This is a genomic window from Methylomonas sp. BG-2 (assembly GCF_057766305.1).
This window is the reverse complement of sequence record NZ_JBYMAP010000128.1, coordinates 1-12,167: the sequence shown is the minus strand read 5'-3', so window position 1 is coordinate 12,167 and position 12,167 is coordinate 1. Positions and strand designations below refer to the sequence as shown.

Annotated in this window: 8 protein-coding genes; 7 read left to right on the top strand and 1 reads right to left on the bottom strand. The window is 60.6% G+C overall.

Going from position 1 to position 12,167, the window contains the following annotated elements; translation table 11 throughout:
* The first annotated feature begins 411 nt into the window (after positions 1-411).
* The 6 genes from AC3B8H_RS13210 (at position 412) to AC3B8H_RS13185 (ending at position 10,563) form a co-directional block, all read left to right on the top strand.
* Entirely contained in the window at positions 412-1,065 is a 654-nt protein-coding gene (locus AC3B8H_RS13210) for a TetR/AcrR family transcriptional regulator (protein ID WP_488442013.1), read from the top strand.
* Positions 1,062-2,528 carry an efflux transporter outer membrane subunit gene (locus tag AC3B8H_RS13205; RefSeq protein ID WP_488442012.1) on the top strand — a complete coding sequence of 489 codons (1,467 nt, stop codon included), beginning with the start codon at positions 1,062-1,064 and terminating at the stop codon, positions 2,526-2,528. The genes AC3B8H_RS13210 and AC3B8H_RS13205 overlap by 4 nt, the downstream gene beginning before the upstream one ends.
* Entirely contained in the window at positions 2,525-3,646 is a 1,122-nt protein-coding gene (locus AC3B8H_RS13200; protein WP_488442011.1) for an efflux RND transporter periplasmic adaptor subunit, read from the top strand. Before AC3B8H_RS13205 ends, AC3B8H_RS13200 begins: the two co-directional genes overlap by 4 nt.
* A gap of 140 nt (positions 3,647-3,786) precedes the next feature.
* Positions 3,787-6,891: an efflux RND transporter permease subunit gene (locus AC3B8H_RS13195; RefSeq protein WP_488442010.1), complete on the top strand. Its 3,105-nt coding sequence runs from the start codon at positions 3,787-3,789 to the stop codon at positions 6,889-6,891.
* Positions 6,892-7,024: 133 nt separating this feature from the next.
* On the top strand, positions 7,025-7,942 hold the full coding sequence (locus tag AC3B8H_RS13190) for a phosphate/phosphite/phosphonate ABC transporter substrate-binding protein (protein ID WP_488442009.1): 918 nt from the start codon (positions 7,025-7,027) through the stop codon (positions 7,940-7,942).
* Between the two features lie 17 nt (positions 7,943-7,959).
* Entirely contained in the window at positions 7,960-10,563 is a 2,604-nt protein-coding gene (locus AC3B8H_RS13185; protein WP_488442008.1) for an ATP-binding protein, read from the top strand.
* A 78-nt stretch (positions 10,564-10,641) separates the two neighbouring features.
* Here AC3B8H_RS13185 and AC3B8H_RS13180 read toward each other — a convergent pair whose 3' ends face one another.
* A complete protein-coding gene (locus tag AC3B8H_RS13180) occupies positions 10,642-11,451 on the bottom strand; it encodes a response regulator (RefSeq protein WP_488442007.1) in 810 nt (269 codons plus the stop codon).
* A 139-nt stretch (positions 11,452-11,590) separates the two neighbouring features.
* Between AC3B8H_RS13180 and AC3B8H_RS13175 the strand changes: the two genes are divergently transcribed.
* Positions 11,591-12,154 carry a DUF447 domain-containing protein gene (locus AC3B8H_RS13175; RefSeq protein ID WP_488442006.1) on the top strand — a complete coding sequence of 188 codons (564 nt, stop codon included), beginning with the start codon at positions 11,591-11,593 and terminating at the stop codon, positions 12,152-12,154.
* The last annotated feature ends 13 nt before the right edge of the window (positions 12,155-12,167 follow it).

Sequence of the window (12,167 nt, the reverse complement as noted above, 5' to 3'; positions counted from 1 at the left end):
ATCGTAATCGGCCGAGCAAAAAAACACCACGGCGGCAAGCCGCTCTTGAACCAGACTGGCGTATAGCTGGTTGACCGCCGTTGTCGGATCGGCGGCGTTCGAATGGGCAATGCGAATGGGGGAATCGGCTGGCATGGCTGGGTTGGGCATGGGGCGACGTTGTCTGTCGGTCAGGGCTTACAAGCGAATTTTATCGTATCGCGGTTGGTGAAGCTCGACACGGGTATCCAGAGGGCGACGGCTGTCGCAAAAGGACTTGAATCTACACGGTTAGGACAAGCGCCGAATAATGATGAATTCGGTAAATATTTGTAAATCTCAGCAAATCTTTTGTCTTGTTGCTTGCGAAGAGGCGCTTCTTCGGGAATAATAAAAACAAAACGTTTTATTTTTATTTTCCCGGAGCAGACCATGACAGCGACAACGCTTAACAAACCCAAGGTGGGACGGCCGAAAGCCGGTACCGAAGCCGAGCGCAACGATCATTTGCTGGATCAGGCACTGGTGTTGTTCATGCGCGAGGGCTATGCCGCCGCCAGCATCGCCAAAATCGCGGTGGCGGCCGGGGTTTCGACCCGGACCATTTACGAACGCTATAAAAACAAGGCCGAGCTAATGCTGGCGTCGGTGGATAGGCTGGTCGAAACCGACATTTCCGAAATGCAAGGTATCGAAAATTTACGGGATCTGTCGTGCCGCGACGGCTTGATCGCGCTCGGCGAAAAGCTGCTGGGCAAAGTCATGCAGCCCGACATGATCTCGTTTTACCGGATGGGCGTCGCCGAAGCCTGCCGGTTTCCGGAACTGAGCGATTTGATCAAGAACACCGGCCCCAAGCGCATTCAAGAGATGATCGCCGCTTACCTGCACCGGCACGCCGGGGATACCGGGTTGTCGGCAGCGGAGTTCGAGCCGGCGGCGGCCTTGTTTTTGGAAATGTTGATTGCCGAGCCGCGAAACAAAGCCTTGTTCGGCATTCTGGAAACCGATTGGGATGCGCGCGCCCACGTCGAATTCGTGGTGCAGGTGTTTTTATACGGCATTGCCGGCCGGAGGCCGTCATGAAGGCCGCGATCATGACCATATTGGCCGGCGGCGCGCTGGCCGGCTGCAGCGTGTTCCCCGATTACGTTCGACCGGCCGTCGACACGCCGGCGCAATGGCAAGTTCGGCGCACCGAGGCCGACGGCGCGGCGGAACGGCTGGACTGGTGGCGCCAGTTCAACGATCCGGTGTTGACCCGCTTGCTACAGGCCGCCGAGCAGGATAATCCGACGCTGGATCAAGCGGTGGCGAGCATTGCTTCGGCGCGCGCCAACCTGGCCAGCGCCCAAGCCGGCGGCATGCCCAGCTTGACCGCGAATGGCGCATTCAGTCGTTCCAAGGGGGGCTCCTCTAGCGGAACCAGCGCGCAAACCACCGGCACTAGCGGGTCAAGCTTCAATAGCGGGATTACCCAAATTCTGTCCGGCAGCCTGGACGCCAGCTGGGAGCTGGATTTGTTCGGCAAATTTGCCTTCGGCCGCCAAGCCGAGCAGGCCCGGCTGGATGCGGCTGAAATGACCCGACACAACGCTAAAGTGAGTTTGGTGGCGGAAGTGGCGAGCGATTACGTCGGTTACCGGGCCTGCCAACTGACGGTGACGGCCTATCAAAACGCGATCGCTTCGAAGCAAGATACCGCGCGCTTGACCGGCGTCCTGGCCGGCGCGGGTTTTTCGTCGCCGGCCGACGCGGTCTTGGCCGAGGCCAGCCTGCACGCCAGCGAATCCAGTCTGATCGCCCAACGCGTCGAGTGCGACAACACGGTTAAAGCCTTGGTGGCGTTGACCGGCCTGGCCGAGACCGAGTTGCGCGCTTGGTTGGATCGAGGCAGCGGCATACCGACCCCGACCCAATTCCGGGTGGATAGCGTGCCGGCCGATCTATTGACTCAGCGTCCTGATCTGGCCGCCGACGAGCGCAAGCTGGCGGCGGCCAGCGCCGACATTGGCAACGCGGTCGCCAAGCGCTATCCCAGCGTCAGCCTGACCGGTTCGATCGGCAAGCGCAAAACCGAAACTACCGGCTTGACCCTGAGCAGCAACACCTGGTCGATCGGCCCGACCGTGACCTTGCCGATCTTCGACGGCGGCGAATTGCGCTCCAAGGTCGATAGCGCCGAAGCCGCCTATGCCAGCGCATGGGCCAGTTACCGGAGCGATATTCGCGCCGCGATCAAGGAAGTCGAGCAAGCCTTGGTCAATCTGAACGGCGCCGAGCAACGGGAACGCGTCGAAGGCCGTAGCGCCGAGCAATACCGCCAGTATTTTCGGGCGGCCGAGCTGAATTGGCGGGCCGGCGGGCTGAGTCTGCTGTCGTTGGAAGATGCGCGCGGGCAAATGATCACGCAAGAAATCAGTTACATCGCGCAACAACAAAATCGCGTGCGGTATTGGATCGCGTTGTACAAGGCTTTGGGCGGCGGTTGGCGCGCCCAGGATACGCAATTGAGCGCGGGCGAGACCCGGAGCGAGGAGTCACTATGAATATCCATCAAACATTTTCGTTACCGACCTGGATTGCCGGCCTGACCTTGGCCGGACTGAGCATTGCGTTACCGGCCCTGACCAGCGCGCCGGCGCCGGCGGCCATCGCCGCCAGATCCAAGGCAGTGCTGGCGGTCGAAACGCTGACGCCCAGTCGGCAAGACTGGCCGACCACGATCAAGGTCAACGGTGCGGTGGCGGCTTGGCAGGAAGCCAAAATCGGCGCCGAAATCGGCAGTTTGCGCATCAAGCAAGTCTTGGTCGATGTTGGCGACCGGGTCAAGCGCGGCCAGGATTTAGCGGTGTTGGCCGACGACACCGTCGTTGCCGAACTGCACAAACAACAAGCCAGCGTCGATAAAAGCCGGGCGAATTTGGCCAAGGCCCGCGCCGACGCCGCCCGCGCCCGCGAAATTCAAGACAGCGGCGCGCTATCGTCGCAGAAAATCGACGAATACGTGATCGCTGAACAAACCGCCCGCGCCGACTTGGCCTTGGCGGAAGCCGAATTGGAAAACCAGCGGATTCGCTTGCGCCAGACCCACATCGTTGCCTCTGACGACGGCGTGATTTCGGCGCGTAGCGCCGGCCTGGGCGATGTGGTGACGGCGGGCACCGAGTTGTTCCGGCTGGTGCGGCAGGGACGGGTTGAGTGGCGGGCCGAGGTCAACGCCCAGCAGCTCGCCCAAATTCGGCCCGGCCAAACCGTTGAATTGAGCTTGCCGGACGGCGGCCGGGTGAGCGGCACTGTGCGGATGACCGCGCCAACCGTGGACGACGCTACCCGCAACGCGCTGGTTTACGTCGATATTCCCAATGCCGCCGCCAAACCGGGCATGTATTTGCAAGGTAGCATCGCCGTCGGCGAACAGGCTGCCTTGGTAGTGCCGCAGACCGCGCTGGTGTTACGGGACGGCCGCGATTATTTGTTCGAAATCGCCGAATCCTCGGTCGCCACCGGGACTCAAACGGTGATACAGCGCAACGTGGTGACCGGCCGCCGGGTCGGCGACTGGGTGGAAATCCGCGAGGGCATTGCCGGCGATGCCCATTTGGTTGCAGGCGGCGGCGCATTTTTAAAGGACGGCGACATCGTCAACGTTACGCCCAAGATCTAAACCGGGTCTAAGCCATCCGTCAGTTAAAGCGCCGGCGGGCGCCTGCCAACCGCAGCTTTTTCAACCACGATGCCGAACGCATCACCATTTATCAGCGCCCAAGCGCCGCGTCGAGCGGTTTCGGGCGCGGGAGTAAAATCATGAATTTTTCCGCATGGGCCATCCGCAAGCCGGTACCCAGTCTGTTATTGTTCGCGGTGCTGTCCATCCTGGGCGGCTTGGGTCTCAAGCAATTGGGCAAGCAAAACTTTCCGGACATCGAAGTGCCGACCATTACCGTCGCCGCTACCTTGGAAGGCGCGGCGCCGGCGCAATTGGAAACCGAAGTGGCGCGCAAGATCGAAGACAAGATCGCCGCGATCGGCGGCGTCGAGCACGTGCGTACCACGATCACCGACGGTTCGGTTTCGATCAAGGTCGAGTTCAACATCGATAAAAATTCCGAGGAGGCGCTAAATCAAGTGCGCAACGCGGTGGACGGCGCCCGCTCGGAATTGCCGTCGGCGATGGCGGCGCCCATCGTCTCCAAGACCACGACCGCCGGCGGCGCGATTTTGACCTACGTGGTCAGCGCCGAAAACATGGACGAAGCGGCCTTGTCGTGGTTCGTCGATAACGACGTCAGCAAGCGCTTGTTGGCGGTGACCGGCGTCGGCAAGGTCACCCGCACCGGCGGCGTCGATCGTGAGGTGCACGTCGATCTCGATCCGGTGCGGATGGCGGGCTTGGGCGCGCTGGTCAGCGAGGTGGCGACGCAACTGAAAAAAGTACAGCAAGACGCGTCCGGCGGCCGCGGCGACATCGGCGGCGGCGTGCAAGCGGTGCGCACCCTGGGCCGGGTGGCGACGGCCGGCGAGCTGCGCAACCTGGACATTCCGCTGGCCAACGGCAGCCACATCAAACTGGACCAAATCGCCGACATCAGCGATACCATCGCCGAGCGTTCCACCTACGCGACTTTGGACGGCAAGCCGGTGGTTGGCTTCGACATCGTCCGCAACAAAGGCACCAGCGAAGTCACCGTGGCCGAAGCGGTGCGCGCGGCGCTGGCCGAGTTTGCCGCCGCGCATCCGCAAGTGCAAATCCGCGAGGCCTTCGACACCGTGCAGCCGGTCGAGGACAACTTTACCGGCTCCATGCATTTGCTCTACGAAGGCGCCTTCCTGGCCGTCATTGTGGTCTGGTGGTTTTTACGGGATTGGCGGGCGACGCTGGTCGCGGCGGTCGCCTTGCCCTTGTCGATTTTGCCGACCTTCGCGGCGATGTGGTATTTCGGCTTCAGCCTGAACATTCTGTCGCTGCTGGCCCTGGCCTTGGTGGTGGGGATTTTGGTGGACGACGCCATCGTCGAAATCGAAAACATCGTCCGCCACTTGCGGATGGGCAAGACGCCGTTGCAAGCGGCGATGGACGCCGCCGACGAAATCGGCTTCGCGGTGATCGCCACCACGTTTACCTTGGTCGCGGTGTTCTTGCCGACCGCGTTCATGGGCGGCATACCGGGCAAATTCTTTCGCCAATTCGGCATGACCGCCGCCGCCGCGGTACTGGCGTCGTTGTTGGTGGCGCGCTTGCTGACGCCGATGATGGCGGCCTATCTGCTGAAGCCGCATCCGGAACGCGATAGCGGCGACAGCGCGGTGATGCGTATTTATCTGCGGGCGGTCGAGTGGTGTCTGAGCCATCGAATCACGGTCGGCGTCGGCGTGTTGGTGTTCGTGGTGGGTTCTTTGAGCTTGATGCCCTTGCTACCCAAGGGCTTCGTGCCGGCGGCGGATAACAGTCAGACCAAGGTTTCGTTGGAATTGCCGCCGGGCAGTTCGCTGGCGCAAACCCGGCGCATCGCCGTCGAGGCCGAACGCCGCTTGCGCGAATTGCCCGACGTCACCCAGGTGTTCACCGCGGCCGGCGTCTCCAGTAGCGGTGGCGGCGGCGCGGATGCCGCCACCACCAACTACGAAGTGCGCAAGGCCACCTTGACCTTGAGTTTGCGCGACCGCGCCGAGCGCCCGTATAAACAGGCGGCGGTCGAGGCGGCGATTCGCGAGAAACTGGCCGATCTGCCCGGCGTGCGGGTGGCCGTCGGTGCCGGCGGCAGCGGCGAGAAATTGCAACTGACGCTGGCCAGCGACGATCCGCAAGCCTTACGCCGGGCCGCCGATGCGGTCGAACTTGAGTTGCGCCAACTGCGCGGTCTCGGGAACATTACCTCCAGCGCCAGCCTGCAACGCCCGGAGATTCAAATCAATCCGGATTTCGGCAAGGCCGCCGAATTGGGTGTCACGGTCGAGGCCTTGGCCGACGTGGTGAGGGTCGCCAGTTACGGCGATTACTCCAACGTGATGGCCAAGCTGAATCTGCCGCAACGGCAAATTCCGATTCGGGTGCGGCTGGCCGAAACCGTGCGCCACAGCTTGGACGAAATCGGCCAACTGCGGGTGGCCGGACGCGGCGGCAGCGTCAGTTTGGCCACCCTGGCCGACATTCGCCTGGCCGGCGGCTTGCAGCAAATCGACCGGCTGGACCGGATGCGCAATACCACGTTCGACATCGAGTTGGGCGAGCGGGCGGTCGGCGACGTGTTGGCCGAGGCCATGCAATTGCCGACGCTGCAAAATCTGCCGGCCGGCGTGCGCACGATAGAATCGGGCGATGCGCAACGGATGAACGAGTTGTTCGGCAGTTTCGGCGGGGCGATGGCCATTGGCGTGTTGTGCATTTATGTGGTGCTGGTATTGTTGTTCGGCGACTTCAGTCAGCCGGTGACCATTCTCGGCGCGCTGCCCTTATCGCTGGGCGGGGCTTTTCTGGCCTTGCTGATGACCGGCGGCAGCTTCGCGATGCCGAGTGTGATCGGACTGTTGATGCTGATGGGCGTCGTCACCAAAAACTCGATCCTGCTGGTCGAATACGCGATGATTGCCCGCCGCGAGCACGGTCTGAGCCGGCTGGACGCGGTGGTCGACAGTTGCCGCAAGCGGGTGCAACCGATCCTGATGACGACGATCGCGATGGGCGCCGGCATGCTGCCGATCGCGCTCGGCCTGGGCGCGGACCCGAGTTTCCGGGCACCGATGGCGATTACCGTGATCGGCGGCTTGCTGACATCGACCGCGCTGAGTTTGGTGGTAATTCCGGTGGCCTACACCGCGATCGACGATGGGATGGCGGCGCTACGGCGCGGCTTTGCCCGGCTAGGGCAGTTGCGGCTGCCGGCGGTTTGGCGCGGATCGCCGGCGCGTTGACTGACCGCCGACAGCACGCGGCTGTCGGCTGTCGGCGAGGTCAACTTGCCTTCGCCGGCGGCCGCTTAGACTATCCTTAGTGAAAGTGGGGAATGGAAGGCCGGCGTAAATTGAAACTCTGGGGGAAATCGGGATGCCAACCATGCTGAGTCGCGCGCTGAAGCGAGGTCGTTCGTGGCTATTGCTGTCGCTGGCGGCGATGGCTTGTCAGCGCGCCGACGAGCCCGCCTATAGCCCCAGTCTGGGCGATGCGCCGCCGGAAATTGTCGAATATGTCGTGGGTATCCATCCCTTACATAATCCGCAACGCTTGATGGAGGTCTACGGTCCCATCGTCGACTATATGAACCGGCGGCTGCCCGACGCGCGTTTCAAGCTGGAAGCCTCGCGCAATTACGAAGAATTCGATAAGAAACTGTATGCCGGCCACTTTGCCTTCGCGATGCCCAATCCCTATCAGTCGGTCAAGGCGCTGGAACACGGCTATCGCATCTTTGCCAAAATGGCCGACGACGACAATTTTCGCGGCATCATCCTGGTGCGCAGGGATGGCGGAATCCGCGAGCTAAACGATCTGAAAGGCAAGGCGGTGGCTTATCCCGCGCCGACCGCGTTGGCGGCGACGATGTTGCCGCAGTATTTCTTGCAGACCCACGGTATCGACGTCAACCGCGACATCGAGAATCGCTACGTCGGATCGCAAGAGTCGGCGATTATGAATGTATTGCTCGGCCATGTCGCCGCCGGCGCGACTTGGCCGGTGCCTTGGGCCAGCTTTTCCAAACAGCGTCCGGATCAGGCCGCCGAGTTGGCGGTCATGTGGCGGACCGACACGCTGCCGAATAATGCTTGGGTGGTGCGTGTCGATATTCCTGGCGCGCTGGCCGAACGCTTTGCCGAACAATTATTGGCCATGCGCGATAGCGACGAGGGCAGAACCATTCTGGCCGGCTTGCCGGTGTCGTATTTCGAGCCGGCCAACGCCGACACCTACCAGCCGGTTCGCGATTTTTTGGCTAAATTTTCGAGCGCGGTGAGGCCGCTAGACTGAATGGACGACAACTTTCGATGAAAGGGCTACGCAAACTGCTGTCTGGCATGCACTTTTTTTGGGGGCGTTCCATCCGCCGTCAGATGGTCTGGTCCTTTTCGCTGGCGGCGTTGGCGACCATCGCCGGCGCCGGTCTGCTGTTGCTGTCGGCGCAACGCGAATTTTTATACGAACAAGGCGAGCGCGGCGCGTTCGAATTGGCCAGGACGTTGGCCGTTGGTAGCGCGTCCTGGGTGTTGGCCAACGATTTGGCCGGTTTGCAGGAAGTCCTGCAAGGCGCGGCGGAAACCACCGATTTGAGTTTTGCCGCCGTCATCTCGCCGCGCGGCGAGGTGCTGGCCGCGACCCGGCCCGAGTTTATCGGCCGATATTTCACTGACCCGGTCAGTCTGAGCTTGCTCGGCCGGGCGGCCAAACCGCAAATCGTTCTGAATCGGGACGATTTGATCGATGTCGCGGTCCCGATCAAGGCTAACAACGCGCCTATCGGTTGGCTGAGAGTCGAGTTAAGCCGGGCCGGCAAACTCCATGAACTGCGCTCGCTGGCCCTGGCTGGATTGGGGATCGCCGGTTTGTTGTTGCTGAGCATTGTCGTGATCGCCACCGCATTGTCGCGGGGATTGACCCGTGGCCTGAATCATTTGATGACCGTCGCCATCGACGCGGAGCATGGTCGGACCTTTCAGCGCGAAGCCTTGACCCGGCGCGACGAGGTTGGCACTTTGGCGCGCCATCTGTATCGGATGCTGGATGCGATCGAGTCGGAGAAGGCCGCCAAATTCGCCAGCGAGGCGCGGTTTCGCCGCTTGGTGCAGGTCATGCCGATCCCGTTGGGGTCGGCTGGCAAGAACGGCGAGATTCGGGAGTTCAACGATTGCTTCACCGAATTGTTCGGCTACTCGCGCTCCGACATTCCGACGTTGGCGGATTGGTTCCAAAAGGCCTACCCGGATCCGGACTACCGGGCCTGGGCGATGGCGACCTGGGACGCGGCCGTTCGCGAAGCGCTGGATAGCGGTGAGCGTATTCGGCCGCGCGAATATCGAGTGACGTGTAAAAATGGCGAAGAGCGGGTCATGGATATCGCCGGGGTGGTGCTGGGCGATGACGTGTTGGCGATCTTTATCGACATGACCGAGCGCATGCGGAATGCCGAGCAGCTCCGGCGCTATAAGGACCATCTCGAGGAAGAAGTGCAACAGCGCACCGCCGACTTGGTGTTGGCCCGCAACGCCGCCGAAACCGCCAACAAGGCCAAGAGTACCTTTCTGGCCAACATGAGCCACGAATTGCGCACGCCGCTGAACGCCATCATGGGCTTTTCCAACGTGATGCGCGGCGATCCGCAATTACGCGACGATCAGCGCATGAATCTGGATATCATCAACCGCAGCGGAGAGCATTTGCTGAATTTGATCAACGATGTACTGGAAATGGCCAAAATCGAAGCCGGCCGGGTCCAGTTGGAAAACGTCGCTTTCGATCTGGGTGGTTTGATCCGCGACATCACCGAGATGCTCGATATCCGCGCCAAGGAAAAGGGCTTGCGCTTGCTGGTCGATCAGTCGTCACGCTTTCCGCGTTACGTGGTCGGCGATCAGGCGCACTTACGCCAGGTGTTGATTAATTTGGTGGGCAATGCGGTTAAGTTCACCGAGCAAGGCGGAGTAACCTTGCGCTTGGGCGTGCGGGCGAACAGTACCTCACATTTATTGATCGAGGTCGAAGACACCGGTCCCGGCATCGAGCCCAGCGACCAGCAACGGGTATTCGAGCCGTTTGAACAATTAGGCGAACAGGGCGCCAACAAGGGTACCGGATTGGGTTTGACCATCACCCGCCAGTTCGTGCAGTTAATGGGTGGCAAATTAGAGTTGCGCAGTACTCCCGGGGTGGGTTCGGTATTCGCGATCGATTTGCCGCTCATCGAGGCCGGCGAAGCCGACGTGCTCAGTTCGCCGCGCCGGGAGTCCGCCAACGTGGTGGGCTTGGCACCCGGTCAGCCGAATTATCGCATCCTGATCGTTGAGGATCAGCTCGAAAACCAATTGTTGTTGACCAATTTAATGGAATCGGTCGGATTGCCGGTCAAGGTCGCCGAGAACGGCGAGCGCGGCGTCGCTCTGTTTCGCGAATGGCGGCCGGATTTGATCTGGATGGATAGGCGCATGCCGGTCATGGATGGTCAGGAAGCGACCCGGATCATACGCGGGCTGCCGGGCGGCGAGGTTGTCAAAATCGTGGCGGTCACCGCGTCGGTATTCGTTGAGCAGCGCGAGGAATTACTGAAATCGGGAATGGACGACTTCGTGCGCAAGCCTTACCGGTTCAGCGAAATCTATGATTGCTTGACTCGGCAATTGGGCATCCGGTTTATTTACGAGGGTTCCGTCGCGCCGGAACAGGAAGCCGCGGTGTTGACGCCCGGCAGCCTGCTGGTGTTGTCGTCTCCGTTGCGCGAGGCGCTGGTGCAAGCGTTGGAGAGTCTGGAGGCGGAACGGATTGCCGATGTGATCGCCCTCATTGCCGTGCTCGATCCGAATTTGGCTAAAACCCTGACGCAACTCGCCGAGAATTTCGACTACCCAGCGATTTTAAGAGCTTTGCAAGCCTTGAATTAAAAGGCCGCCGCTGACCGCGGTGTAATTTGGCCGACGCTGGGCTCGGCCGATCCCCGCCGTAATCCTGGCGGTCAACGGTCAATCCGGCTCCAGCACTCGATAGAGCATTTCCTTGACCGTGTGCGGGTCGAAGGGTTTGTCGCAAATCGCCGACACGCCGGCTTTATGGACGTTGCTGAGGCGGGTTTGGTTGTCTTCGCTGGTAACCATCAGAATCGGTACGATGGAATTGCCCAGATCCTGGCGGATGTGTTTGATCAACTGCTGGCCGTCCATGATCGGCATGTTGTAGTCGGTGACAATCAATTCGAAGCCATCCTGATGTTGTTCGAACAGTTCGACGCCTTCCTTACCGTCTCGGGCTTCGGTGATCTTTACGATACCCATATTGTTCAACACCCGACAGATATGCTTACGGGCCAGATTGCTGTCGTCGACGACCAAGACCCGAACGTTTTCGATGTCGTAATGCTCCAGGCTGATTTCTTGCGGGTCGATGAATTCTATCGTCGCCCGCAGCGCGTTTTTCAAATCATCGTGGGCGAAAGGTTTGGGCAAAATCGCGACCACGCCGGCTTGGCGGATGGCGTCCAGGACCTCGAAGCTCGACTCGCTGGAGATCAGCATAAAGGGAATGGTGTGTAGTTTTGGATCGTGCCGCAGTTGTTCGACCAGTTCGACCGCCGTCATGTCGGGCAGGTACAGGCTGCTGATGATTAAATCCGGCGGACTGCCGGTTTGCAGCAACTTCAACGCCTCGGCGGCACTGCCGACGCCTTCGATGGTGGAAATGCCTTCACCGCGTAAATGCTGGACAATGACTTTCAGTTGAGTCGTGGACGGCTCAATGAGTAGAATCGATAAGTCGGCTATGTTGATCGCATGCATGATGTTCTTATTTGATAGTGGCGCGGGGCAACGGCGATAAAGAAATTATCCCCAAGAGCGGGCGCCGCGATTAGAATTGCGCGCTCGCCGGCCGCTGGGCTGGTGATTATTTCCCGATTCAGAATAGACCTTATCCCCTATGATTCAAGAAACCGTGGTGACGACGGTCAACCGCCAGGGTCGTCCGCATATCGCGCCGATGGGTATTCACATCGTCGAAGGCGGGGTAGCCATCCTGCCGTTCAAGCCGTCGACGACGCTGGACAACATCCTGGAAACCGGAGTTGCCGTTATCAATTATTGCGACGACGTCCGGATCTTCGCCGGTTGCGTTACCGGTCGCCGTGATTGGCCGCTAACGCCGGCCGAGCGCGTTACCGGAGTGTATTTGACCGATGCACTGGCGCACAGCGAATGGCGCTTGAGCCGTTTGGACGAGGATGACCTCCGACCCACGCTGTTTTGCGAGGCGATATACGAGGCCAATCACAAGCCCTTTCGCGGTTTTAACCGGGCGCAATATGCCGTGTTGGAAGCGGCGATTTTGATCAGTCGTTTGGGTATGCTGCCGTGGGAAAAAATCGATGCGGAGCTGAATTATTTGCGGATAGGCCTGGACAAGACCGCGGGCCCGATCGAGCGTGAAGCCTGGGCTTGGTTGATGGTGGCCATCGACGATTTTCGCGGTAAGGAGGCGTTATGACCGGAATGTTGGC

What these genes read in the sequence shown, in the direction of transcription:
- AC3B8H_RS13210 (WP_488442013.1), top strand. Translation starts at nt 412, where the DNA reads ATGACAGCGACAACGCTTAACAAACCCAAGGTGGGACGGCCGAAAGCC.
- AC3B8H_RS13205 (WP_488442012.1), top strand. Translation starts at nt 1,062, where the DNA reads ATGAAGGCCGCGATCATGACCATATTGGCCGGCGGCGCGCTGGCCGGC.
- AC3B8H_RS13200 (WP_488442011.1), top strand. Translation starts at nt 2,525, where the DNA reads ATGAATATCCATCAAACATTTTCGTTACCGACCTGGATTGCCGGCCTG.
- AC3B8H_RS13195 (WP_488442010.1), top strand. Translation starts at nt 3,787, where the DNA reads ATGAATTTTTCCGCATGGGCCATCCGCAAGCCGGTACCCAGTCTGTTA.
- AC3B8H_RS13190 (WP_488442009.1), top strand. Translation starts at nt 7,025, where the DNA reads ATGCCAACCATGCTGAGTCGCGCGCTGAAGCGAGGTCGTTCGTGGCTA.
- AC3B8H_RS13185 (WP_488442008.1), top strand. Translation starts at nt 7,960, where the DNA reads ATGAAAGGGCTACGCAAACTGCTGTCTGGCATGCACTTTTTTTGGGGG.
- AC3B8H_RS13180 (WP_488442007.1), bottom strand. Translation starts at nt 11,451, where the DNA reads ATGCATGCGATCAACATAGCCGACTTATCGATTCTACTCATTGAGCCG.
- AC3B8H_RS13175 (WP_488442006.1), top strand. Translation starts at nt 11,591, where the DNA reads ATGATTCAAGAAACCGTGGTGACGACGGTCAACCGCCAGGGTCGTCCG.